The sequence below is a fragment of the Bacillus sp. 01N42_2 genome (genome assembly GCF_056399565.1).
In genome coordinates this window covers 254,707-279,749 of record NZ_JBFTRO010000003.1, presented here as the reverse complement: position 1 = coordinate 279,749, position 25,043 = coordinate 254,707, and the positions used below count along the sequence as shown (strand labels likewise).

Genomic DNA, 25,043 nt, shown 5'->3' with positions numbered 1-25,043 from the left:
AAATTTTTTATCATCATGCCCAGCTCGCCTGCATATAGTGTGAAGAAACGTATTGTAATGACAAATGTACCGTTCACGTTTTGTGCATAGGAGGGGAAAACGTTGAAAATTCATATCGTTCAAAAAGGCGATTCGCTCTGGAAAATAGCTGAAAAATACGGAGTTGATTTTGAAGAATTAAAGAAATTGAATAATCAGCTGAGCAATCCAGACTTAATTATGCCTGGAATGAAGATAAAGGTGCCTTCAGAAGCCGTTCCGGTCAGAAAAGAACCAAAGGCAAACTTCGGAACGTCTGCGCATAAGCATGAGCATCCATATGCCAAAGAAAAACCGAAATCAGTTGTGGATATCGAAGACACCATACCGGAAGAACCAAAGCCGTCAATTCCGTATGTGCCGCCGATCTCTGAAAAGCATGAAAATGTGCTGCCGGAAGCTGATATGAATCAGTATTATCCGACCAATCAGCTGTTTCAGCCGTGGTCGCCTCCTAAGCCGGAGGAACCGGTGACACATTTTGTCGAGCCGAAAGAAAAAGAGCATGACAATAACATTCCACAACAGGAGGAAATGATCAACATGGAAAACGCGAATTACCCGAATATGCCAAAGGCGCCTGAAGCCGGAAAGATGGAAGAAGAAAACGCAGCTTATCATCTGCCGAACATGCCAAACATCCCGAATGTCCCATTTCCGAATATGCCGGCCGTTGAACCGCCTTTTATGCATTATCCGATTCCGTGCATGCCTTGTCCTTGTCCGGTTCCGGTGACACCGATGCTGCCGGGTTCGGGATTATGCCATCCGTGCTTCCCGGTAGGCGGAGGTTTCGGCGGTTTTGGAGGAGGTTATGGAGGCTTTCCGGTAATGCCGATGCCGTTACCGTACGGATTCCATCATCACGGATTCCATCACCCGGGATTTGGGCCGCAAGCGGGTTACGGTGAATATGAAAACGAGGCCCATGAAAATGCAGAGCATTTTGATGGTTTTACATCTGGTTTCGGCGGTGCTCCATACGGACATATGCCGTATTACGGCGGCTATTCATCACATTACGCAAACGAGCCGCATCACGATGGGAAATTTAAGGACGATGATTGCGGCTGCAATGATTCGCATCATCACCATCATCACCACCACGGTTCACATCATCATGGTTCACATCACCATCACGCCAATATGCCTGTGCAGCCATATCCGAATATGGGCGCAAATGCCGGATATTTTATGCCTTACGGCGGAGCAAATCCCAATGCCGCGCCGAATCAGCCGAGTCCAAATCAAGTATTCGGACGGCCGGAGGAAGATGAAGACTAATCTGTCGGGACGATGTATGTCGTTCCTTTTTTTATGTCCGAAGAAGAATGGACATAACTGACAAGCTTAAACCCGCCGCCGGCCGCACATCCTAAACATGAGCGGAAAACGCTCACACAGCGATGAATCCACGGGGGGTTTTTCCATTGGGCAAAAAACTGATGACAATCGCAGGCGTTTTAGCCGTGACTGCAAGTTTAACGGCATGCGGAGCAAATAATGCCATGAATGACGGACGCTACAATCAGACAACACGTCCGGTCGGGTATTATTCAAATGACAATGATAACGGCAGACGCCAGTACGGAATGGACCATCAAGGACCTGTTTCCGAAATGATGGAAAACCGAAACGGCCGCCGGGATACGACAAACGTGTCTTACCGAAATGCGCCGAATAACGGGGTTCCGTTAACAACGGACGGCACATATAATGGCCGCAACGCCAATACGCCGCCGGCCTCTATGTCTTATAATGGGTATGACAACGCCGAAAACATTAGAATGGCGGCAAAAATTGCAAACCGCGTGAAAAAAGTAAAAGGCGTACAGGATAGTCAGGTCGTCGTAACTGACACGAGAGTCGTCATTGCTGTCAGAACAAATCATCCTTTCACGAAAAATGATGATAAACATGTCAAACATGCAGCCAAAAAATTCGCGGACGGCCGCGCAATTCAAGTATTTACTGATAACGCCACTTTTACAAAGCTTCAAGACATGAACAAAAACAGCCGTTAGACGGGACTGCCGGATGATTTCATCCGGCAGTATTTTTTCATCATTTCTTTACATAGTCTTAAAACGCTCTTTATATTGCGCTGTTAACATTAAAGCAAAATAAAATGTAACGGAGGAGCCGGGATGAAAAAAACGGAGCGCGACAAAAGCTGCGGGACAAAAACTGTGTATTTGACTGTAAGAGGATACCGACTCAAACTGACGCCCGGACAGATGAAACTGATATCAGCCTGCCGGGCATAATAAAGCGGGGCAGTCTTCATAAGAGGGCTGCTTTTTTTTCGGCGAAACCGTCAAAAGAAAGAAAACGGTTAAGCACCGGCATCTTTGGTCAAACTAGCATCAAGAGTTTGATTGAATAAAGAGGTGTTATTGGTGAAACGAATTTACGGTGGGCGTCTTTTATTTATGCTTATCTTATCAGCTGCAGTCCTGATTTGCGGAGGAAACAGTGCATACGGGGCAGAGGTCGAGCATTACGGGCCGCTTCGGGTGCACGTCCAGCTGGAAAAGGTTTATCTTGACGGTGATGTCGGCATCGAACATACGGATGAAACCGTTTTGGCGATGGAAGACTTTTGGGCCGCATACGCCGGCTGGACGCTCGTTGAGCAGAAAAAAGGCTTCGTCCTTTTCCGTAAGCATGTTGATGATATTTCTCCGCTCAGTAAGGTAAACGGTTATATCGGTGTCACGGACGGAGGGGTGATTTCCACTTTTCACGGCCGTCCCGGATCGCTGTCGGAGCCGATCCAGTCTTTCTTCCAAATTGATTTAGAGCGGTTGGAAAGCCGATTGCAAAAGCATTTGGAACATGGTATACCGTACAGGACAAAAGCGGAGTTTGAGAGCGTGATCGATCATATTAAGACTTACAGCGGCTGACTTTGACGCAAGACATGTGACACATGTCTTTTTTTTCTGAACGGAAGGTGTCAAAGCGAACATACGTTAACTTTTCTATAAGACTTTGGCTGTTTTTGTGTTACAATGATAAGCAGTCAAAGAGGTGAATAGGTGTGATTGAATTCGTGAAGGGGACGATTGATTACGTATCTCCCCAATACATCGTGATTGAAAACGGCGGAATCGGCTATCAGGTCTTCACGCCGAATCCGTTTATTTATAAGGTAAGCAATCAAGAGACCATTTTTACGTATCATCATATAAAAGAAGACGCCTTTTCTCTGTACGGCTTTTCAACCAGGGAAGAAAAAGCGCTTTTCACAAAGCTGCTGAACGTCACCGGCATCGGGCCGAAAGGGGCGCTCGCCATTCTCGGTTCCGGTGATCCGGGAGCCGTCATCGAAGCGATTGAACAGGAAGATGAAGCCTTTTTGGTGAAATTTCCGGGTGTGGGCAAAAAGACGGCGCGGCAGATTATTCTTGATTTAAAAGGCAAACTGGCCGATGTCGTGCCTGAAATGATTGACAACTTGTTCAATCATGAAGCGCGCATTGAAAAACAAGAGGCTGAAACGGCGCTTGACGAGGCGCTTGAAGCGCTCAGGGTTCTCGGCTACGCCGAAAAAGAAATTAAAAAAGTGCTTCCTCACTTAAAAGAGGAAACGGCGCTTTCAACAGATCAATATGTGAAAAAAGCATTGCAAAAATTATTAAAGTAAGGTGATGTTCATGGATGAACGGCTCGTTTCAAGTGAAGCAGACAGCCATGAATCAATAATCGAGCAAAGCCTCAGGCCGCAGAATCTCGCCCAGTACATCGGCCAAAAGAAGGTGAAAGAAAATCTGCGCGTGTTTATCGATGCGGCGAAAATGAGGCAGGAAACCCTTGACCACGTTCTTTTATACGGGCCTCCGGGTCTCGGAAAAACAACGCTTGCGTCGATCGTGGCCAATGAGATGGGTGTGGAGATGCGGACAACGTCAGGGCCGGCCATTGAAAGGCCGGGAGACTTGGCAGCCATTCTGACGGCGCTCGAACCCGGTGATGTGCTGTTTATAGACGAAATTCACAGGCTGAACCGTTCAATTGAAGAAGTGCTGTACCCGGCGATGGAGGATTTCTGCCTTGATATCGTCATTGGTAAAGGCCCGTCCGCCCGATCCGTCCGTCTTGACCTTCCGCCTTTTACGCTGGTAGGAGCGACGACCAGGGTGGGATTATTGACCGCACCGCTCAGAGACCGGTTCGGGGTGCTGTCGCGCCTTGAATACTATACGCAGGAAGAGCTGACAGATATCGTGTCACGAACGGCTGAAGTATTTGAAGTGGATATCGAAGAAGCGCCGGCTCTGGAAATCGCCAGACGGTCAAGGGGAACGCCGCGGGTTGCAAACCGGCTTCTCAGAAGAGTGAGAGATTTTGCCCAGGTGCTTGGCGACAGCCGCATCACTGAAGAAATCGCTCACGACGCGCTCGAACGTCTTCAAGTCGATGCGCTCGGCCTTGATCATATTGACCATAAGCTGCTGATGGGCATGATTGAAAAATTCAGCGGCGGTCCGGTCGGCCTTGATACGATTTCCGCGACAATCGGCGAAGAACCGCATACAATAGAGGATGTGTACGAACCGTATCTGCTGCAGATCGGATTTCTTCAGAGAACGCCGAGGGGACGGGTCGTGACCCCGGCTGTATATGAGCATTTTCGATTGGAGGCGCCCGCCTGTGACTGATTTTCCGAAGGTTCTCATGGTTCTCGGTGCTGTTTTGCTTATTGCCGGCGCAGTCTGGCACTTTGTCGGACGGCTGCCCGGAGATATTTTCGTTAAAAAGGGAAATGTCACATTTTTCTTTCCCGTTGTTACTTGTATTGTAATCAGTGTGATACTATCCATCCTGCTCAATTTTTTCGGCAGAATGAAATAACAATAGACAGAATAAAGGTGAAATGATGAAAGTCGATTTATTTGATTTTGAACTGCCTGAACGCCTCATTGCCCAAGTGCCGCTGAAAGAGCGTGACGCATCACGGCTGATGGTGCTTGACAAACAGACGGGCGTGCTGACGGACAGTTCATTTAAAGAGATTGTCAGCTTTTTTAAAGAAGGGGATTGTCTCGTCTTGAACAATACCCGCGTGCTCCCTGCCAGATTATTCGGCACAAAAGAAGATACGGGAGCGAAAGTGGAGCTCCTGTTGTTAAAACAGGAAGAGAATGACACATGGGAAACGCTTGTAAAGCCGGCGAAACGCGTAAAAAAAGGAACGGTCCTGACATTTGGGGACGGCCGGCTGACAGCGGTCTGCACGGAGGAACTTGATCACGGCGGCCGGAAAATAGAATTCCGGTATGACGGGATTTTTTACGAAGTGCTTGAATCGCTCGGTGAAATGCCGCTTCCTCCTTACATTAAAGAGCAGCTTGATGATAAAGAGCGGTATCAGACCGTCTTTTCAAAAGAAATCGGGTCCGCCGCAGCCCCGACTGCCGGACTTCATTTTACGGAAGAGATTCTGGACGAGCTGAAGCAAAAGGGTGTGCGGATTGAATTTATCACCCTGCATGTTGGACTCGGCACATTCCGCCCAGTCAGTGCGGATGATGTGGAAGAGCATAACATGCACGCGGAATTTTATGAAATGACGGAAGAAACCGCCGCCTCTTTAAACGAGATCAGAAAGTCGGGAGGGCGCATCGTGTCAGTCGGGACGACATCCACGCGCACCCTTGAAACCATTGCCGGCGAGCATGACGGCGTATTTACCGCTTCAAGCGGCTGGACGTCGATCTTCATTTATCCGGGATATGAATTTAAAGCGATTGACGGCATGATCACCAATTTTCACCTGCCGAAATCTTCGCTTATCATGCTTGTTTCTGCGCTTGCCGGCAGAGAGCATGTTCTTTCCGCCTACCGTCATGCGGTAGAAGAGGAATATCGTTTCTTCAGCTTTGGCGACGCCATGCTGATTATCTAATTTGAATGACAGGAGGCCTCATACAAAGTGGCTGAACAACCGATACGTTATGAATTTATAAAGGAATGCAAACAAACGGGAGCGCGCCTGGGCAGAGTTCATACGCCCCACGGCTCCTTTGAGACGCCTGTATTTATGCCGGTCGGCACGCTTGCTACGGTAAAGACGATGTCTCCGGACGAGCTGAAATCTATGGATGCGGGTATTATTTTAAGCAATACGTACCATTTATGGCTCCGCCCCGGACATGACATTGTAAAAGAAGCGGGCGGGCTTCATCAGTTTATGAACTGGGACCGCGCGATTTTAACGGATTCCGGCGGTTTTCAGGTCTTTTCATTGAGCAAGTTTCGTAATATAGAAGAAGAAGGCGTACATTTCCGCAATCACTTAAACGGAGACAAGCTGTTTTTATCTCCGGAAAAAGCGATGGAAATTCAAAACGCCCTCGGTTCTGATATCATGATGGCGTTTGATGAATGTCCTCCGTATCCGGCAGAGTATGATTACATGAAACGCTCTGTGGAACGGACCAGCCGCTGGGCGGAACGCTGCCTGGAGGCGCACGGGCGCTCTGATGAGCAGGGGCTGTTCGGAATCGTACAGGGCGGAGAGTATGAAGACTTGCGGACACAAAGTGCCAAAGACCTGGTTTCACTTGATTTTCCGGGTTATGCCATAGGCGGATTATCTGTCGGCGAGCCGAAGCACGTCATGAACAGAGTGCTTGAGTTTACAACTCCGCTTTTACCGAAGGACAAGCCGAGATATTTAATGGGGGTCGGTTCACCGGATGCCTTAATTGACGGCGCCATCCGCGGCGTGGATATGTTTGACTGCGTGCTGCCGACCCGGATCGCCCGAAACGGCACGGTGTTCACGAATGAAGGGCGTCTGAACATGAAAAACGCCAAATATGAGCGCGATTTCCGACCGATTGACGAAGAGTGCAGCTGTCATACATGCAAAAATTACTCCCGTGCTTACATCAGACATTTGATCCGCTGCAATGAAACGTTTGGAATTCGATTAACAACTTACCATAACCTTCATTTTCTGTTACACTTAATGGAGCAGGTCAGACAAGCTATCCGAGAGGATCGTCTTGGTGATTTCCGAGAAGAGTTCTTTGAGCGTTACGGCTATAATAAGCCAAATGCGAAAAGCTTCTAAATAAAACCATTTTTGAAAGGAGGGTAACAGATGGGTACTTTAGGTACAATCGTTCCTATTATTTTGATGTTTGCAGTGCTTTATTTCCTGCTCATCCGTCCGCAGCAAAAGCAGCAGAAGGCCGTACGCCAGATGCAGGAAGAGCTGAAAAAAGGAGATTCAGTGGTGACAATCGGAGGATTGCACGGCACTGTTGAGTCAATTGATGAAAGCAAGGTCGTCATTAAAACCGGTGATAACACCCGTTTAACATTTGACCGCCGCGCAATCAGAGAAGCTTCTGCTGAATAACAGCGAAGCTCATACATACTAAAAAAGAGCGGAGAATCCGCTCTTTTTTTATTACGCTGATCTGCTTCCCTTCAAATTCACTCCGAAAATCCCGCCCAGCATACTGACTCCCAAAAAGCCGAGATGAAACAAAAGCTGACCGGATGTAAATGATTTTCCGAACCCTAAATATTGAAAAAGCAAGATGATTAATGAGAAACAAACGGCGGTTAACGCTCCGATCATCCAGCCTTTTTCTTTTGCTTTGCCGCCGGAAATAAAACCGCCGGCAAATAAAGAAAGAAAAGAAAGCGCGGTGACCAGCCAGCTGAAAGATGACTCTTCCATTGACGTAACCGTCAGCAGCAGTGAAATCGCCAGACTCGTAAGAAGCATCACTGCAAAGATAGCCACTAAGCCGTACAAGACGCCTTTTCCCACTTGTTTCGTTTCTTCCATTTTGATCTCCTCTCCGCTCTGCGGCCTGATATGACAAGCCGGAGCCTGTCTTTTTCTAAATGTATTCTCTGAATGTTCGGATTAGACGTAAAAGCATCATGTTCAGTTCATTTCTTACATAAAACAGAGCGGATCGCAAATGCTATGACCGTTGGAGGTGCGATATGGGAGATATTTTCATTATTACGTTTCGTACGATAGTGCTTTATTTTATCATTCTTGTGATTTTCAGACTGATGGGAAAACGGGAAATCGGAGAACTGAGCATTTTAGACCTTGTCGTGTCCATTATGATTGCCGAGATTGCCGTATTGGCAATTGAAAATGTAGAAGATAAGCTTTTGCATACCATTGTGCCGATTGTCATTTTAATGATTATTCAAGTAAGCCTTGCTTTTGTCTCGCTCAAAAGCCAAAAAATACGGCAGCTGCTTGACGGAAAACCCACCATTATTATAAAACAGGGGAAAATTGACGAACGGGCGATGAGATCGCAGCGCTACAATTTTGACGATCTTCTTATGCAGCTGAGGGAGAATAACATCGATAGAATCTCTGACGTGTCGTACGCCATTTTGGAGTCTTCGGGCAAACTGTCAATCGTCAAAAAGAAAAACAATAAGGATAAGCAGATGGAAACATCGCTTATCGTTGACGGGGTCATTCAGAACGAGCATCTGGACAGAATCGGGAAAGATAAACACTGGCTCGAAAAAAACTTAGCGAAAAGAGGATATCAGGATCTTTCGGAAATATCATTCTGCACGTTTACGGACGGCGCTTTTTTTATTGATCTTAAAGATGAAAAAGGAGAGCCTTAACCGGTTTCACCGCGTCACGAACTTGCCGATGACCGGAATCCGGATCAGCTCCTCCCTTTTAATCAGCCTGAATAACAGCAGAAGCACAATGTATATTATGACGGTCATGGCAATCCAGCCTGTAAGATTAACAGCCTCTGACCCTGAAAAATGAACGGCGCGCTTTATGAATCGGCTCACATAACCGCAGATGAATATGACCGCAAAACAGAGCGCATATTCTTTTATTTTGATGCTGATCGGAAGCACTTTGCTTACAGTGGCCGCATGGAGAAGGGTGACGAGCACCATTCCTGTCACAATCGCCAATGCCGCGCCCATAATGCCCAGAGAAGGCCTGGTCGCCAGCACAAAAATAAGGCCTGTTTTAACAGCTGCGCCGATAAAACTGTTCATCATGGCGGCCCCGGCTAAATTGAGCGCCTGCAGCACCGCCTGAAGGGGCCCCTGAAAATAGTAAAGCAGAAAAAACGGCGCCATGACTTTAATAAAAACGGCCGCATTGGTCGATCCGTACATGACGGACATCAGCTCATCAGCGAAAGAGAATAAAATAACCACCGAGATGCCCCCGCTTAAAAGGCACAGCCTCATCGCCTGTTCCAGACGGTATTCGACAACCTGCAGCTTTTTTTGCTCCATTCCTTCACTGATCGCAGGAACAAGGGCCGTTGACAGAGAATAGGTTATAAAGCTGGGCAGCGTCAAAACCGTCATGGCAAATCCGGTCAGCTCCCCGTACTGGCTGGTGGCAGCAGCGGTGGCGACTCCTGCAATTGCAAGGCTCTGCGCGACGACAATAGGCTCAAAAAACCAAGACAAGTTTCCGATGAATCGGCTTCCGGTTGTCGGGAGCGATACGCTCATCAGCTGACGGAAGGTCTCTTTTCCATTTGCAATCGATTTGAAAAATTGTTTTCTGATTCTGATTGTTTTTTTAGCTTTGAAACAAATGAATAAATAAATAAGAGAGGCGAGCTCTCCGATGACAGACGAAATCATGGCTCCGGCTGCGGCATATTCAATCCCGTACGGCAGAAACACTGTCGTGCAGACCGCGACAAGTGAAATCCGCACAATCTGCTCAAGCACTTGGGAAAATGCCAGCGGGTTCATATTCTGCCTGCCCTGAAAATAACCGCGCAGCACGCTGGAGATTGCGATAATCGGCACGACGGGCGTAATCGCCAGAAGTGGGTAAACCGTGCGTTGGTCAGTCAGCATCGTTTCCGCCATAATCGGCGCAAAGCATAAAAACAGCGGCGTAAAGATGAGACTTAATATCCCGGTGATGGTAAGCGACATCACTAAAATGTGTTTCATTTTCTGCCGGTCCCCCCGGGCGCTTGCTTCAGCGACAAGCTTGCTGATGGCAACAGGGAGGCCGAATTGGGTCAAAGTGGTGGCCAAGAAAAATGTCGGGGCAGCCATCATGTACAATCCGACCCCTTCTTCACCGATAAACCGGGCGATGACCACCCGATTGACAAAGCCGAGCATTCTTGTAATCATCCCCGCTGCGATGAGAATAAGAGTGCCCCTTAAAAAAGTCTGTTTTGCCATTTTATAACCCCTGCCTTCTCAAACTACCTGGAATCATATACAATAAAGATATGCGCCGATGTCGTCCGAGCATGACAAGTCTTCGAGAAAAAGGGAAAAAGGAGCGAGCGCCCATGGAGAAGCATCCCGCCGAAATGTATAAGGATCATTTGCGGCCTTTTTTGTACAGTAAACTTGAAGAGTTCAAAATCCTTGGATACGATGATGTTGAACACGAGAGTTTATGGTCATACCTAATACATAAAAAGTGGAAACAGAAAACGGAAATGCCGCTGTATGAATTGGCCGGCGATATTTTATCAGTTAAAATTGGCGATTTTATGAACTATGCAACCGTTGAAGCTTTTAAGTCGTCTAATTGGCTGGAAAGCGATGAAGGTCAGGAAGCTTTGGATGAACTGCTGAGATAATGATTTGACGGCATAGGTTTAAGGAGGAAATACATAATGAAAAAAGGACGCTTGATTGCGTTTTTCCTGATTGTATTATTAATCGGCACAGGGCTGGGGTATTTTACAAAACCGGCTGCCAATAATATTACGTTAGGATTGGATTTACGCGGCGGGTTTGAAGTACTGTACGACGTGCAGCCCGTCAAAAAAGGCGATAAAATCACAAAAGACGTGCTCGTCAGCACGGTGCAGGCGCTGAACCGCCGGGCTAACGTTCTCGGCGTAAGCGAGCCGAACATTCAGATTGAAGGGAACAACCGCATCCGCGTACAGCTGGCGGGCGTCACGAATCAGAACAGGGCGCGCGAAATTCTCTCAACGGAAGCGCAGCTCTCATTCAGGGACACGAATGATAAAGAGCTTTTAAACGGCTCTGATCTCGTGGAAAACGGCGCGAAGCAAACTTTTGACCCGACAACGAACGAACCGATTGTCAGCGTGAAACTGAAGGATGCGGACAAGTTCGGAGAAGTGACGAAAAAGGTCAAGAAAATGGCGCCTAATAATCAGCTCGTCATCTGGCTCGATTATCAAAAAGGCGATTCATTTAAAAAAGAAGTCGGCAAAAAACATCCGAAATATGTATCCGCTCCGAATGTGAGCCAGGAATTAAATACAAAGGATGTCACGATTGAAGGCCAGTTCACCGTTCAAAAAGCAAAGGACTTGGCCAATATTTTAAACGCGGGCGCACTGCCTGTGAAACTGACCGAAAAATACTCTACTTCAGTAGGGGCGCAATTCGGACAGCAGGCTTTACATGATACGGTCGAGGCCGGCATCATCGGGATTGCAATTGTTTTCTTATTTATGCTGCTTTATTACAGACTGCCGGGACTCATAGCGGTCATTACGCTTTCTGTATACGTGTATATTACGCTGCAAGTGTTTGACTGGATGCAGGCTGTGCTGACTTTGCCGGGTATCGCGGCGCTCATTTTGGGTGTCGGGATGGCGGTTGACGCCAACATTATCACCTATGAACGGATAAAAGAAGAGCTGAAACTCGGCAAATCCGTCCGCTCGGCTTTCCGTTCAGGGAACAGACGGTCATTTGCGACGATTTTCGATGCGAATATCACAACGATCATCGCAGCGGTCGTGCTCTTTATTTTCGGGACAAGCTCTGTAAAAGGGTTTGCGACGATGCTGATCTTGTCAATACTGACAAGCTTTATTACAGCGGTCTTCCTTTCAAGATTCCTGCTCGCCCTTCTTGTGGAAAGCAGATGGCTTGACCGGAAAAAAGGCTGGTTCGGCGTCAAGAAAAAACACATTATGGATATTCAGAAGACCGACGAAAATACTGAACCGCATACGGCATTCCAGAAATGGGATTTCACGAGCAAACGAAAATACTTCTTTATTTTCTCAAGCGTTGTAACCGTTGCGGGAATTATCATCTTGCTGATCTTTAAGCTCAACCTGGGAATCGATTTTGCAAGCGGTGCGCGGATTGACGTGCAGAGCAATCATGCCTTGACGGCACAGCAGGTTGAAAAAGACTTTGACTCTCTCGGCATGGATCCGGAAAACATCGTGCTCTCGGGTAAAGAGAACCATGTTGCCGCAGCCCGGTTTGTCGGAGAGCCATCTAAAGAAAAGATCGCTGAAATCAAAACGTACTTTAAGGATAAATACGGAGCTGAACCGAATGTCAGCACGGTATCGCCGACAGTCGGAAAGGAACTGGCACGTAATGCCTTATATGCCGTGGCCATTGCATCAATCGGCATCATTATTTACGTGTCAATCCGTTTCGAGTACAGAATGGCTGTCGCCGCGATTGTATCCCTGCTGTATGACGCTTTCTTTATCGTCGCGTTTTTCAGCATTACAAGGCTGGAGGTTGACGTAACCTTTATCGCCGCTATTCTCACCATAATCGGTTACTCGATAAATGATACGATCGTTACATTTGACCGGATCCGCGAGCAGATGAAAAAACGCAAGCCGAAGTCATTTGCCGATCTGGAACACATCGTGAATCTGAGTTTGCAGCAAACCTTTACACGCTCGATTAATACGGTCTTGACCGTTGTGATTGTAGTCGTCGTGCTGCTTATTTTAGGCTCATCGTCAATTACGAACTTCTCACTCGCCTTATTGGTCGGTTTATTGACGGGTGTTTATTCTTCTCTTTACATCGCCTCGCAGCTGTGGCTTGTATGGAAAGGAAAAGAATTTAAAGGGAAAAAATCAATCGAAGAGTAAAATGGGAACAGGCTGTCTTGCAGAAGGCAGCCTGTTTTTTAGGCTGCGTTGAACTTAAAACCTGCATTTGCTATAATGACATACGCTTACATAATCAATCATCATTGTAAAAACATGTAGGAGGGTTCTTATGAATGTTCGTGAGTCGGAACTTCCGGGCATCGGCCAGAAAGTCGAAATCATTACGAAAAATCATGATAAAATCAGTATTATTCTCCATGATGACGGCAGAAGAGAGCTCTATTACTTCGATGAGAAAGACCATGACGAATGCTTGGCATCCGTTGAATTTAACGATGAAGAGGCGAGGCAGATTTCCGCTATTTTAGGCGGGATGACGTATAAGCCGAAAGCGCTGGAATCTGTGGAAGTTGCACTTGATGATCTCGTTATTGAGTGGTTTAAAGCCGAATCCCGCGCACCGGCTGTCAGCCGCACAATCGGAGATTTGGATATCAAGAAGCATTACAACGTCCAGATTATTGCGATCGTTAAGAAAAGCCGGCAAAAACAGCTGAGTCCCGGCATTGATACTGTAATTGAAGAAGGGGACACCCTCGTCTTATCCGGGGAAAGAAGCGGATTGAAAAGGCTGGTCCGTGAGCAGTTAACGGCCCGGATTTCCTGAGACCGGAGTTTAATCCCTGGAAAATGAGGGAAAAGATAAGAATTAATAATTGGGGGCTGACGTATGAATAAACAATGGACTATTATATTCGCTTTACTATTTACTCTGATTGTCGCCATTTTTGCTGTCATTAACGTGCGGGCGGTTGAGGTTGATTATCTGTTCGGCACCGCTGAATGGCCGCTGATTTTAGTCATTTTAGGCTCTGTGTTAATGGGAGCGCTCATCGTATTTTCAGCCGGTATATTTCAAGTGATGAAGCTGAAGCGGGAAATTAAAATGCTGCGGAAAGAAAACAGATCCGCTGCTGAATTGCCGGCTGATCCGGACGGCAGAAAACCGGCCGCACCTCCGGAAGAATTACCGGAAGAGAAAAAAGGATCAGAATAACATTTGAAACCCCTCAGTCCGCTCTAGTATAATAGGGTGGTTGAGGGGTGAATTTATGTTAGCGTCAAAAATGCGCTGGGAAATCCAGCAGCCGGATCAGGAAAAGGTCAAATCACTCACAGAACAATTGGACATAACACCTCTTGTGGCATCGCTGCTTGTAAAAAGAGGTTTTGATACTGCCGAAAGCGCAAGGCATTTTTTACATACAAAGGATGCAGACTTTTATGACCCGTATGAATTAAAAGGAATGCGGGAAGCAGTTGATCGGATAAAGCTGGCGGTTTCTCAAGGGGAACCGATTATGATTTACGGAGATTACGATGCAGACGGCGTTACAAGCACATCAGTGATGCTGACGGCACTCAGACAGCTGTCAGCAAACGTTGACTTTTATATTCCCGACCGTTTCACAGAAGGCTACGGCCCGAATGAACAAGCTTTCCGCTCCATAAAAGAGCGGGGTTTTTCGCTTATCATTACAGTGGATACGGGCATCGCCGCCGTTCATGAAGCTGAAGTCGCAAAAGAGCTGGGCCTAGACGTCATTATTACCGACCACCATGAGCCGGGACCCGAGCTTCCTGACGTATTTGCGATCATCCACCCGAAGCAGCCGGGCTGCAGCTATCCGTTTAAAGAATTGGCCGGCGTCGGTGTGGCGTTTAAGCTTGCCCACGCGCTTACGGGTTCTTTGCCGGAAGCTATGCTGGACTTAGCGGCAATCGGTACGGTTGCGGATCTGGTGCCGTTGCACGATGAAAACAGATTAATTGCGTCACTTGGGATCGAAAAGCTTCGGACGACAAATCGGCCGGGTCTCAAAGCTCTGATTAAGCTTTCCGGCGGGGATATCGGACAAGCTGATGAGGAAACGATCGGGTTTCAGGTTGCACCGAGGCTGAATGCCGTCGGAAGAATAGAACAAGCTGATCCCGCCGTGCACCTGCTGATGACCGAAGACCAGTTTGAAGCGGAGGAATTGGCTTCGGATATTGACCGGCTGAATAAGGAACGCCAGAAAATGGTGAAAACCATGACCGAAGAGGCTGTTGAAATGGTTCAGCAGCAAGACGGAAACCCGTCTGCCATTGTAGTGGCAAAAGCCGGCTGGAACCCGGGGGTTGTCGGGATTGTCGCATCGAAGCTCGCTGAACGTTTTTATCGCCCCGCTGTCGTGCTGGGGATAGATGAGGAGCAGGGAATCGCCAAAGGATCGGCGCGAAGCATCAGGGGTTTCAACCTTTTTACGAGCCTTTCACAGTGCAGAGACATTCTTCCTCATTTCGGCGGGCATCCGATGGCCGCAGGAATGACTTTAAAGGCTGAAGATGTGCCGGATTTAAGAGACAGGCTGAATCAATTGGCTGAAGAAACCCTTACGGAAGAGGATTTTATCCCGATTCAGGAGGTTGATCTTGTCTGCGGCGTCGAAGACATAACCGTTGAAAGCATTACAGAATTGAATATGCTCTCGCCGTTCGGCATGCTTAACCCTAAACCGCATGTCATGGTGGAAAACGCCGTGCTTGATGAAGTGCGCCTGATCGGAGCGAATAAAAATCACGTGAAAATGACGGTGAAAAATGATGCTGCCGTTCTCGATTGCGTCGGCTTTAACAAAGGAGAGCTGGAAGCCGGAATTGTCCCCGGATCAGCGATTTCCATTGTCGGCGAAATGTCCATTAATGAATGGAACAACAGAAAGAAACCCCAGCTGATGATTAAAGACGCTGCGGTGCTGGAATGGCAGCTTTTTGATATCAGAGGCAAGCGGACGTGGGAAGATACGGTTGCTGCGCTGCCGAAGGAAAAACGGGTGCTCATCAGTTTTAATGAAAAAACTGTCCGAAAACTTCGTGGCGAAGAGCTGCCGGACGACCTGGTTCAGATCACGTCGGAATCCGAGGCGGAGGCTCTTCCGCTTGACGGAAAGTATGCCGTCTTTCTGGATGTGCCGCCGTCAGAGGAGCGGCTCAAGCGTTTGCTTGACGGGAAGAAGCCGGAACGGATTTATTTTGTTTTTATCAACCATGAAGAACATTTTCTGTCCTCATTTCCATCGCGGAGTGATTTCAAGTGGTTTTACGCATTTCTCTTGAAAAGGGGCAATTTTGACTTAAGTAAGCATGGTTTGGAACTTGCGAGACACAAAGGATGGTCAATTGACACAATCAATTTCATGACAAAGGTGTTTTTTGATCTCGGTTTTGTTAAAATAGAAGATGGTGTGCTGTCTGTCGTGAGCGGCGCGAAAAAACGCGACCTCGCAGATTCGCAAACCTACCAGGTAAAACAGCAGCTGATGGAATTAGACCAGAAGCTCAATTATTCCGCGGCCCATGAGCTGAAGGAATGGCTGAATAAGCTGATGAACCAAGGTTCAGAGGCTTATGAAAGTACGAGGAGGACATAGAACAGATGGATCTTAAAAAATACGTAACAATTGTGCCCGATTACCCGAAAGAAGGCGTACAATTTAAAGATATTACGACATTGATGGACAAAGGCGACGTATACCGTTACGCCACTGACCAAATTGTTGAATATGCAAAAGAAAAAGAAATTGACTTAGTTGTCGGACCTGAAGCGCGCGGCTTTATTATCGGCTGTCCGGTTGCTTACGCTCTCGGAGTCGGTTTTGCGCCGGTTCGGAAAGAAGGAAAACTTCCGCGTGAAGTCATTAAAGTCGATTACGGTTTGGAGTACGGAAAAGACGTACTGACGATTCATAAAGATGCGATCCTGCCGGGGCAGCGCGTGCTGATTACTGATGACTTGCTTGCAACAGGCGGCACGATCGAAGCAACGATTAAGCTTGTCGAAGAACTGGGCGGCGTCGTAGCCGGTATTGCATTCTTAATCGAGCTTTCTTACCTTGACGGCAGAGACAAGCTTGACGATTACGATATTTTAACATTAATGAAATATTAACCGCATATGGAAAAAAGCACTCGTGTCAGGGTGCTTTTTTCCTATTATTTCATCATCCTGACAGATTCTTTAGGTGTTTTGAACTTCTGCCCTTTACATCTCTCGTTTTTTTCTTGATAATAAACTAATACAGTTTACATTTAAAAAAGGTGATTCCATGGCGAACGAACAAGTATTGACTGCCGAGCAAGTAATAGATAAAGCGCGCACGTATCTGCCGGAGGAGCAGATTGCGTTTGTTGAGAGAGCTTACCTGTATGCGCAAGACGCGCATCGCGAACAGTACCGCAAATCAGGTGAGCCGTACATCATTCATCCGATTCAGGTGGCGGGAATCCTCGTCGATCTGGAAATGGACCCTTCCACGATTGCGGGCGGTTTTCTGCATGATGTGGTGGAAGACACGGATGTCACCCTCGATGACCTGAAGGAAGCATTTTCTGAAGAAGTGGCGATGCTTGTCGACGGTGTAACGAAGCTCGGTAAAATTAAGTATAAATCTCAAGAAGAGCAGCAGGCGGAAAACCACCGAAAAATGTTTGTCGCTATGGCTCAGGATATCAGAGTCATATTGATCAAGCTGGCGGATCGCCTTCATAATATGCGGACGTTAAAGCATCTTCCGCAGGAAAAGCAGCGGAGAATTTCAAATGAGACGCTGGAAATTTTCGCTCCGCTGGCACATCGGCTCGGGATTTCGAAAATTAAATGGGAGCTTGAAGACACCGCTCTCCGTTATTTGAATCCTCAGCAATACTACAGAATCGTCAACCTCATGAAGAAAAAGCGCGCGGAACGCGAACTTTATGTCGAAGAGGTTGTCAATGAAGTGAAAAAACGCGTCGAAGAAGTGAATATCAAAGCGGACTTTTCAGGACGTCCGAAGCACATCTACAGCATTTACCGCAAGATGGCGCTGCAAAATAAACAGTTCAATGAAATATATGATCTGCTCGCCGTCCGTATTCTTGTCGGAAGCATTAAAGACTGCTACGCCGTACTCGGCATTATTCATACGTGCTGGAAGCCGATGCCGGGCAGATTCAAGGATTATATTGCGATGCCTAAGCCGAATATGTATCAGTCCCTGCATACGACCGTAATCGGGCCTAAAGGCGACCCGCTGGAAGTGCAGATCAGAACATTTGAGATGCATGAGATCGCTGAATACGGGGTGGCCGCGCACTGGGCATATAAAGAAGGCAAGGCTGCAAATGAAGAAGCGACATTTGAGAAAAAACTGTCCTGGTTCCGCGAAATTCTGGAATTCCAAAACGAGTCTACCGACGCGGAAGAATTTATGGAATCGCTGAAAATCGATCTGTTTTCTGACATGGTATACGTATTTACGCCAAAAGGCGATGTCATTGAACTGCCGTCAGGCTCTGTGCCGATTGATTTTTCCTACAGGATTCACTCGGAAATCGGCAATAAAACAATCGGAGCGAAAGTGAACGGGAAAATGGTGACGCTTGACCATAAGCTCCGGACGGGCGACATCGTTGAAATCCTGACGTCCAAGCATTCGTACGGACCGAGCCAAGACTGGGTCAAACTCGCTCAGACGTCGCAGGCCAAACACAAAATCCGCCAGTTCTTTAAGAAACAGCGTCGTGAAGAAAACGTCGAAAAAGGCCGTGAACTTGTCGAGAAAGAAATTAAAAATCTTGATTTTGAAGTGAAGGATGTTTTAACGCTCGAAAACCTTCAAAAGGTTGCCGACAAGTTTAATTTCTCAAATGAAGAGGATATGTACGCGGCTGTCGGGTATAACGGCATTACCGCTTTGCAGGTGGCCAACAGGCTCACTGAAAAAGAACGGAAGCAGCGTGATCAGGAAGAGCAGGAAAAAATCGTTCAGGAAGTCGCTTCCGAGCCGAAACAGTATCCGCAAGGAAGAAAACGGGAAGCGGGTGTGCGCGTGAAAGGCATCGACAACCTTCTCGTCCGTTTGTCGAAATGCTGCAATCCCGTGCCCGGAGACCATATTGTCGGTTTTATTACAAAAGGCCGCGGTGTATCCGTTCACCGTGATGACTGTCCGAATGTAAAAACGAATGAAGCGCAGGAACGTCTGATCCCTGTTGAATGGGAACATGAATCACAGGTTCAAAGACGCAAAGAATACAATGTTGAGATTGAGATTTTGGGGTATGACCGTCTCGGGCTGTTAAATGAAGTACTCCAGGCCGTAAATGAAACGAAAACCAACATTTCGTCTGTATCCGGCAAATCCGACCGCAATAAAGTCGCTACGATTCATATGGCGATTTTTATTCAAAACATCAATCATCTGCATAAAGTGGTCGAGCGGATTAAGCAGATCAGAGACATCTATTCAGTCCGACGGGTTATGAACTAAAAGGAGCTTGCTATGAAATTAGTTGTTCAGCGTGTAACAGAAGCGAGTGTGACGGTTGACGGCGCTGTCGCCGGCCGGATCGGACCCGGTATTATGGCGCTTGTCGGCGTCACTCATGAAGATACAGAGGAAGATGCCGCTTACTTGGCGGATAAAATCGTGAATCTCCGGATTTTTGAGGACGAAAGCGGCAAGATGAATTTATCGCTTTTAGATACGGGCGGAGAGATTTTATCAGTTTCCCAGTTTACGCTTTACGGCGAAACGAAGAAAGGGAGACGCCCGAATTTTATGAATGCGGCCAAACCGGATCAGGCTCTGCTCCTTTATGAAAAGTGGAACGAACTTCTTCGGGAAAAAGGAGTCAAAGTTGAAACGGGAATATTCGGGGCCATGATGGATGTTCAGCTGACGAATTCCGGGCCCGTTACATTGATTATGGATTCTAAACAATAAAAAAGCTGCCGTTCGGCAGCTTTTTTTATGATTGAAAATAATGTTCCAATCCGCTTTCAATTCCGTCTGTCACTTTTTCCTGGTAAGAGCCGCTATGTATGATTGTTTCTTCTTGCGGTTGACTGAGATAGCCGAGCTCATACAGCATGGCAGGCCGTTTATTTTCCCTCAGGACGTAATAATCTCCAAACAGAACGCCGCGATCAGGAATAGGTGAACGCTTCGCTACTTCAGAATGGACGTCTGAGGCAAGCTGGCGGTCCTTAGACGGACTGTAATAATAAGCCGTGCTTCCTCTCGTTGACGTATCGGCATAGCTGTCATAGTGGATGCTGATAAAGGCATCCGCATTCCGGTAATGGGACGTTGAAACCCTGGCCTGCAGGCTGATAAATGTATCATCCTGCCTTGTAATATACACGTTTGCCCCGGCCGCTCTCAATTTTCCGGCTAACAGCTTAGCTGTTTTAATCGTTACGTTTTTTTCAAACTTTCCGGAGTAGCCGATCGTTCCGCTGTCTTTTCCTCCGTGTCCGGGATCAACGACGATCGTTTTGTTTTTGAGCGATCCGCTGCCGCCTGACGTGTTGGGAGAAGGTGCTTCTCCTGTTTCTTCACCGCTTTTTGACGTTTGCACGACCCAGTTTGCCACATATGCCGTTTGACCGTTTTCCAGCCGGACTTCATACCAATTGCCGCTTGAACCGACAATCGGATAGGCTGAGCCTTTATCCGCTCTTTTTACGATAGAAGCGGAAGTCGAGGCTGAGCTCCTTAGGTTGGTGCCGCCGTAAACGATATACGCTTTTTTCGAGGAGCCTGAGCCCTCAGAGCCGTCTCCCGATTCGGACGGGGTGTCCGATGAGTCGGAATCCTTTATGATGTAGTGGCTTGCTGCCCAGCCTTTTTGCCCGTTTGCTTCAATTTTCAGCCAGCCGTGGTCTTCGCTTAAGATGGAAACCTTTGCTCCGCGTGATAATTTAGTGATAATCGCTGAATCATGTGACGCTGCACTTCTGACATTCAATGAAGAAACGCCTACCGTCCCGTTCTTTGAACCGTTTTGGGATGAAGTTGCTTTCGTATCCGATCCGCCGCTGTCTGCGGTGACGTATTCGGAAGAAACCCACCCGCTTGTGCCTTGATAAGAAATATTCACCCAGCCGCTGTTCTTGTCCAGCACAGAAGCATGTGCGCCTTGCGGAAGTTTGCCGATGACTTCATATGATGTCCCCGGGCCTTTTCTGATGCGAAGATCAGGGTCGTTGGAAGTGACCGTTCCGCTTGTTGCGGATGAATGGTCTGCTCCTCCGGCTGTTTTTGATATCAGCCAGGAAACGACCCATCCGGTCTTACCGGGACTCAGCTGGAGCTGTACCCAGTCTCCCTCTTCTTTTGTGATCGGGTATCTTTCTCCTTTTTTCACTTCAGCCTTTATTCCATAGCTCAGGCCGGGACCGCCTCTGACATTAATCTTGTCTGTCGCGATAACCGCTTCTCCCTCAGCGGCGATTGCGGTATGAAATGACGGAAGAAGTGCCGTGATGATGACGCCGCATAAAATAAGAGCAAGAGTTTTCTTATTCATGGCTGTCCTCCTTTCTGAACTAACTAAAATACATTCTTGTATAATATCGTATTTTCCTTGTTGAATGTTAAATAAAAATAAAATGGTTTGTTTATACTAGTTGTAAATACAGCGAAAAGGTGTGCAAATCATGAAATATCAACCAAAAATGGGACGCGCGCTGCATGATGCGGAAGGAAATCTGCACTTCAGTGATCAGAGCGATAAAGAGAAGGCGGGTTTTCTTGAAGAGACGGCGACGGAGTTCGGTCTTTTATCGAAAGATGCAGTCGCAAGGAAAAACAGACGGAATAAAACTTGACAGGGGAGTGCAATCCCATTATTATAATAGAAATTGATGTACATAAGTCAAAATAACGATTTTGAACCGATAATGGAGAAGAGTAGGTCAGAATGCATGGAGAAGAGAGGAACCGTCCCGGGCTGAAAGCGGATCCGCACTGCATCTTTCTCGAAACAACACTCCGGAGGTTCCCTGCTGAACGCTTTTGCGAGTCATTAGGCAGCGGACGTGAACCTGCGTTAACGGTCAGAGCGGGGATGCTTCAGCATTCCAACTAGGGTGGCACCACGGGTATAACTCTCGTCCCTACTATACATGTATAGTAGGAGCGGGAGTTTTTTTATTTGAAGAAAGACATTAAGGAGGCCTGTTACATGGCATATCACATTCCAAGAGGCACACAGGATATACTGCCGGGTGAATCAGACAGATGGCAGTTCGTCGAACAAATTATGAGAGAGACGTGCCGCACTTATCAATATAAAGAAATCCGCACGCCGATTTTCGAGCATACGGAATTGTTCGCAAGAGGCGTCGGTGAATCTACAGATATCGTGCAGAAAGAAATGTACACGTTTGAAGACCGTAAAGGGAGAAGCCTGACGCTTCGGCCGGAAGGAACAGCCGCCGCAGTCCGCGCGTTCAATGAAAATAAATTATTTGCGAACCCGGTGCAGCCGACGAAGCTGTATTATGTCGGACCGATGTTCCGTTATGAACGTCCGCAGACGGGACGCTTCCGCCAATTCTATCAATTCGGAATTGAAGCGATCGGCTCCAAAGATCCGGCTGTGGATGCAGAAGTCATTGCGCTTGCGATGAGCATTTACCGTAAAGCCGGTTTGAAAAATGTCAAGCTTGTGCTGAACAGCCTCGGTGACCAGGAGAGCCGCAAAGCCTACCGTGAAGCACTCGTCAAACATTTTGAACCGCGCATCGGAGAATTTTGCTCAGACTGCCAGTCGCGCCTGCACACAAACCCGCTCCGAATTCTTGATTGCAAGAAAGACAGAGAACATGAACTGATGAAATCGGCACCGTCCATTCTTGATTACTTAAATGAAGAATCAGCCGCTTATTTTGAGAAAGTCAAACAATACTTAAACGGTCTCGGCATCCCGTTTGAAATTGATCCGAACCTTGTCAGAGGGCTTGACTACTACAATCATACCGCTTTTGAAATCATGAGCAACGCGGAAGGTTTCGGAGCGATTACAACACTTGCCGGAGGGGGCCGCTATGACGGGCTTGTTGAACAGATCGGCGGACCTGAAGCGCCGGGTATCGGATTTGCGATGAGCATCGAACGTCTGCTGGCAGCCATTGACGCTGAGAAAGCAGAGCTTCCCGTCAATCAGGGGATTGACTGCTATATCGTGACGCTCGGAGAAAAAGCGAAGGATTATTCCGTTTCCCTCGTGTACAAACTGAGAGAAGCGGGCATCTCAAGTGAAATCGATTATGAAAACAAAAAAATGAAAGGCCAATTCAAAACGGCTGACCGCCTCGGCGCACGCTTTATTGCGATTTTAGGGGAAGATGAACTTGCCCAAAATAAAATCAATGTAAAAGATGCGGAAACAGGCGAGCAGCGTGAAGTGGTGTTAGACGAGCTGATACAAGTGTTAAAGGCAGATCAAAAGCAGTGAAGGAGAGGAACGCTATGTTTGGAAGAACATATTATTGTGGCGAGATAACTGAAAAAGCGATTGGCGAAACCGTCAAACTGAAAGGATGGGTGCAGAAACGGCGCGATCTCGGCGGTTTGATTTTCATTGATTTGCGCGACCGTTCGGGTATTGTGCAAGTCGTGTTCAATCCTGACGTCTCGAAAGAAGCCCTTGCCGCGGCAGAAGCAATCAGAAACGAATATGTGCTTGATATCGAAGGCACGGTTTCTGCCCGTGAAGAAGGCACGGTGAACCCTAACCTGAAAACCGGTAAAATTGAAATTAAAGCCGAAACAGTGACGGTACTCAGCACGGCGAAAACGCCGCCGTTTCCGATCAGTGACCAGGCGGCTGACGTTTCTGAAGACGTCCGGTTAAAACACCGCTATTTGGATTTGCGCCGCCCGGCGATGTTTCAAACATTGCAAATGCGCCATCAAGTCACAAAATCCATCCGCCATTTCTTGGATGAAAACGGATTTCTTGATATTGAAACCCCGATTTTAACGAAAAGCTCTCCGGAAGGCGCCCGTGATTACTTGGTGCCGAGCCGGGTGCATGAAGGGGAATTTTACGCTCTTCCGCAATCGCCGCAGATTTTTAAACAGCTTCTGATGGTATCTGGTTTTGAACGGTATTATCAAGTGGCCCGCTGTTTCCGCGATGAAGACCTGCGTGCCGACCGCCAGCCGGAATTTACGCAGATTGATATCGAAATGTCCTTTATGAGTCAAGAAGACATCATGGCTCTGGCGGAAAAGATGATGGCGAAAGTCGTGCTCGAAACAAAAGGCGTCGAAGTATCGCTGCCGCTTCCGCGAATGACATATGAAGAAGCGATGAACAGCTACGGTTCCGACAAGCCTGACACCCGCTTCGGCATGCTGCTGACGGACGTATCAGACATTGTGAAAGATACTGAATTTAAGGTGTTCTCATCAGCTGTAGCCAACGGCGGTGTTGTAAAAGCGATCAATGTTAAAGGCGCTGCCGGCGACTACTCCAGAAAAGATATTGATGCGCTCGGCGTTTTTGCCGGAAATTACGGCGCGAAAGGTCTCGCTTGGGTCAAAGTTGAAGCTGGCGGCATAAAAGGCCCGATTGCGAAATTCTTTGATGATGAGAAGCAGGCAAAACTGGCTGAAGCGCTGGATGCTTCTGAAGGCGATCTGCTCCTGTTCGGCGCTGATAAGTTTGACGTTGTGGCTCAATCCCTCGGTGCGCTGCGCTTAAAGCTCGGTAAAGAACGCGGCCTGATTGACGAAAGCCTCTTCAACTTCCTGTGGGTTGTGGACTGGCCGTTACTGGAGCATGACGAGGAAGAAGGCCGTTTCTATGCGGCTCACCATCCGTTTACTATGCCTGTCCGTGAAGACCTTGATCTGATTGAAACAGCGCCTGAAGATATGAAAGCGCAGGCTTACGACCTTGTCTTAAACGGTTATGAACTCGGCGGAGGCTCCATCCGGATTTTTGAAAAAGACGTTCAGGAAAAAATGTTCGGGCTTCTCGGCTTTACACAAGAAGAAGCGGAGGAGGAGTTCGGATACCTTCTTGAAGCCTTTGAATACGGCGCTCCTCCGCACGGCGGAATCGCGCTCGGTCTGGACCGTATCGTTATGCTTCTTGCAGGCCGTACAAACTTAAGAGATACGATCGCTTTCCCGAAAACGGCAAGCGCAAGCTGCCTTCTTACGGAAGCGCCCGGCGAAGTGAGCGACGCCCAGCTTGAAGAACTTCACCTTTCTGTCAAAAGAAAAGTGAAACAGTAAAGATCAGCAGTTTGTTTCTTGAAAATCAAAATCTGCTGTGATATGATTTTGACAAGTT

General features: G+C 47.6%; 25 protein-coding genes and 1 other annotated feature. Of the genes, 22 read left to right on the top strand and 3 right to left on the bottom strand.

Translation table 11 applies throughout. The features are described 5' to 3' along the window. The first annotated feature begins 102 nt into the window (after positions 1 to 102). The 10 genes from safA (at position 103) to yajC (ending at position 7,414) form a co-directional block, all read left to right on the top strand. Positions 103 to 1,323 (top strand): SafA/ExsA family spore coat assembly protein, encoded by a 1,221-nt coding sequence (gene safA / locus AC1DN5_RS08985; protein ID WP_016938797.1) that lies wholly within the window; start codon positions 103 to 105, stop codon positions 1,321 to 1,323. Positions 1,324 to 1,469: 146 nt separating this feature from the next. Then, positions 1,470 to 2,063, top strand: coding sequence for a YhcN/YlaJ family sporulation lipoprotein (locus AC1DN5_RS08980; protein WP_095241547.1), 594 nt, complete (start codon positions 1,470 to 1,472; stop codon positions 2,061 to 2,063). A gap of 123 nt (positions 2,064 to 2,186) precedes the next feature. After that, a complete protein-coding gene (locus tag AC1DN5_RS08975) occupies positions 2,187 to 2,306 on the top strand; it encodes a hypothetical protein (RefSeq protein WP_016938800.1) in 120 nt (39 codons plus the stop codon). A gap of 165 nt (positions 2,307 to 2,471) precedes the next feature. Beyond that, the gene (locus AC1DN5_RS08970) at positions 2,472 to 2,948 is read left to right on the top strand and encodes an intercompartmental signaling factor BofC (RefSeq protein WP_032864880.1); all 477 of its coding nucleotides are present in this window, start codon (positions 2,472 to 2,474) and stop codon (positions 2,946 to 2,948) included. Positions 2,949 to 3,082: 134 nt separating this feature from the next. Then, positions 3,083 to 3,688, top strand: a complete 606-nt coding sequence (ruvA, locus tag AC1DN5_RS08965; RefSeq protein WP_003152683.1) for a Holliday junction branch migration protein RuvA — start codon at positions 3,083 to 3,085, stop codon at positions 3,686 to 3,688. 10 nt (positions 3,689 to 3,698) lie between these two features. After that, positions 3,699 to 4,703, top strand: a complete 1,005-nt coding sequence (gene ruvB / locus AC1DN5_RS08960) for a Holliday junction branch migration DNA helicase RuvB (protein ID WP_045926484.1) — start codon at positions 3,699 to 3,701, stop codon at positions 4,701 to 4,703. Then, the gene (locus tag AC1DN5_RS08955; RefSeq protein ID WP_003152687.1) at positions 4,696 to 4,896 is read left to right on the top strand and encodes a DUF2905 domain-containing protein; all 201 of its coding nucleotides are present in this window, start codon (positions 4,696 to 4,698) and stop codon (positions 4,894 to 4,896) included. Before ruvB ends, AC1DN5_RS08955 begins: the two co-directional genes overlap by 8 nt. A 25-nt stretch (positions 4,897 to 4,921) precedes the next feature. Further along, positions 4,922 to 5,950, top strand: coding sequence for a tRNA preQ1(34) S-adenosylmethionine ribosyltransferase-isomerase QueA (gene queA, locus AC1DN5_RS08950; protein WP_366969659.1), 1,029 nt, complete (start codon positions 4,922 to 4,924; stop codon positions 5,948 to 5,950). Between the two features lie 27 nt (positions 5,951 to 5,977). Next, positions 5,978 to 7,123, top strand: coding sequence for a tRNA guanosine(34) transglycosylase Tgt (gene tgt / locus AC1DN5_RS08945; RefSeq protein ID WP_016938804.1), 1,146 nt, complete (start codon positions 5,978 to 5,980; stop codon positions 7,121 to 7,123). A gap of 30 nt (positions 7,124 to 7,153) precedes the next feature. Then, positions 7,154 to 7,414 carry a preprotein translocase subunit YajC gene (gene yajC / locus AC1DN5_RS08940; protein WP_012118091.1) on the top strand — a complete coding sequence of 87 codons (261 nt, stop codon included), beginning with the start codon at positions 7,154 to 7,156 and terminating at the stop codon, positions 7,412 to 7,414. A gap of 51 nt (positions 7,415 to 7,465) precedes the next feature. Here the strand turns inward: yajC and AC1DN5_RS08935 are convergent, their stop codons facing one another. Further along, the gene (locus tag AC1DN5_RS08935; protein WP_016938805.1) at positions 7,466 to 7,852 is read right to left on the bottom strand and encodes a TIGR04086 family membrane protein; all 387 of its coding nucleotides are present in this window, start codon (positions 7,850 to 7,852) and stop codon (positions 7,466 to 7,468) included. Between the two features lie 164 nt (positions 7,853 to 8,016). Here AC1DN5_RS08935 and AC1DN5_RS08930 point away from each other — a divergent pair, with 164 nt between their 5' ends. Continuing rightward, positions 8,017 to 8,673, top strand: coding sequence for a DUF421 domain-containing protein (locus tag AC1DN5_RS08930; protein WP_095241548.1), 657 nt, complete (start codon positions 8,017 to 8,019; stop codon positions 8,671 to 8,673). Positions 8,674 to 8,679: 6 nt separating this feature from the next. Here the strand turns inward: AC1DN5_RS08930 and spoVB are convergent, their stop codons facing one another. Beyond that, a complete protein-coding gene (spoVB, locus tag AC1DN5_RS08925) occupies positions 8,680 to 10,236 on the bottom strand; it encodes a stage V sporulation protein B (protein WP_045926488.1) in 1,557 nt (518 codons plus the stop codon). Between the two features lie 113 nt (positions 10,237 to 10,349). Between spoVB and AC1DN5_RS08920 the strand changes: the two genes are divergently transcribed. The 8 genes from AC1DN5_RS08920 to dtd all read left to right on the top strand — a co-directional run bounded on the left by AC1DN5_RS08920 (position 10,350) and on the right by dtd (position 19,672). After that, on the top strand, positions 10,350 to 10,646 hold the full coding sequence (locus AC1DN5_RS08920; protein WP_045926489.1) for a post-transcriptional regulator: 297 nt from the start codon (positions 10,350 to 10,352) through the stop codon (positions 10,644 to 10,646). Positions 10,647 to 10,682: 36 nt separating this feature from the next. Further along, positions 10,683 to 12,902 (top strand): protein translocase subunit SecDF, encoded by a 2,220-nt coding sequence (gene secDF / locus AC1DN5_RS08915; protein WP_045926490.1) that lies wholly within the window; start codon positions 10,683 to 10,685, stop codon positions 12,900 to 12,902. A 130-nt stretch (positions 12,903 to 13,032) separates the two neighbouring features. Beyond that, positions 13,033 to 13,530: a cation:proton antiporter regulatory subunit gene (locus tag AC1DN5_RS08910; protein ID WP_366969129.1), complete on the top strand. Its 498-nt coding sequence runs from the start codon at positions 13,033 to 13,035 to the stop codon at positions 13,528 to 13,530. A 63-nt stretch (positions 13,531 to 13,593) separates the two neighbouring features. Next, on the top strand, positions 13,594 to 13,920 hold the full coding sequence (locus tag AC1DN5_RS08905) for a LapA family protein (protein ID WP_366969130.1): 327 nt from the start codon (positions 13,594 to 13,596) through the stop codon (positions 13,918 to 13,920). Positions 13,921 to 13,975: 55 nt separating this feature from the next. After that, positions 13,976 to 16,336, top strand: coding sequence for a single-stranded-DNA-specific exonuclease RecJ (gene recJ / locus AC1DN5_RS08900; RefSeq protein ID WP_366969131.1), 2,361 nt, complete (start codon positions 13,976 to 13,978; stop codon positions 16,334 to 16,336). 5 nt (positions 16,337 to 16,341) lie between these two features. Then, positions 16,342 to 16,854 carry an adenine phosphoribosyltransferase gene (locus tag AC1DN5_RS08895; protein ID WP_003152714.1) on the top strand — a complete coding sequence of 171 codons (513 nt, stop codon included), beginning with the start codon at positions 16,342 to 16,344 and terminating at the stop codon, positions 16,852 to 16,854. 157 nt (positions 16,855 to 17,011) lie between these two features. Then, positions 17,012 to 19,216, top strand: a complete 2,205-nt coding sequence (relA, locus tag AC1DN5_RS08890; protein WP_264818896.1) for a GTP diphosphokinase — start codon at positions 17,012 to 17,014, stop codon at positions 19,214 to 19,216. 12 nt (positions 19,217 to 19,228) lie between these two features. Further along, positions 19,229 to 19,672 carry a D-aminoacyl-tRNA deacylase gene (gene dtd / locus AC1DN5_RS08885; protein WP_016938814.1) on the top strand — a complete coding sequence of 148 codons (444 nt, stop codon included), beginning with the start codon at positions 19,229 to 19,231 and terminating at the stop codon, positions 19,670 to 19,672. Between the two features lie 25 nt (positions 19,673 to 19,697). On the opposite strand, the gene AC1DN5_RS08880 is transcribed toward dtd, so the two are convergent. Further along, positions 19,698 to 21,260 carry an N-acetylmuramoyl-L-alanine amidase family protein gene (locus tag AC1DN5_RS08880; protein WP_366969132.1) on the bottom strand — a complete coding sequence of 521 codons (1,563 nt, stop codon included), beginning with the start codon at positions 21,258 to 21,260 and terminating at the stop codon, positions 19,698 to 19,700. 130 nt (positions 21,261 to 21,390) lie between these two features. Here AC1DN5_RS08880 and AC1DN5_RS08875 point away from each other — a divergent pair, with 130 nt between their 5' ends. The 3 genes from AC1DN5_RS08875 to aspS all read left to right on the top strand — a co-directional run bounded on the left by AC1DN5_RS08875 (position 21,391) and on the right by aspS (position 24,985). Then, entirely contained in the window at positions 21,391 to 21,561 is a 171-nt protein-coding gene (locus AC1DN5_RS08875) for a YrzK family protein (RefSeq protein WP_016938816.1), read from the top strand. Positions 21,562 to 21,621: 60 nt separating this feature from the next. Continuing rightward, positions 21,622 to 21,854, top strand: a binding site (T-box leader). 63 nt (positions 21,855 to 21,917) lie between these two features. Then, a complete protein-coding gene (gene hisS, locus AC1DN5_RS08870) occupies positions 21,918 to 23,192 on the top strand; it encodes a histidine--tRNA ligase (protein ID WP_045926800.1) in 1,275 nt (424 codons plus the stop codon). Between the two features lie 14 nt (positions 23,193 to 23,206). Further along, the gene (gene aspS, locus AC1DN5_RS08865; protein ID WP_366969133.1) at positions 23,207 to 24,985 is read left to right on the top strand and encodes an aspartate--tRNA ligase; all 1,779 of its coding nucleotides are present in this window, start codon (positions 23,207 to 23,209) and stop codon (positions 24,983 to 24,985) included. The last annotated feature ends 58 nt before the right edge of the window (positions 24,986 to 25,043 follow it).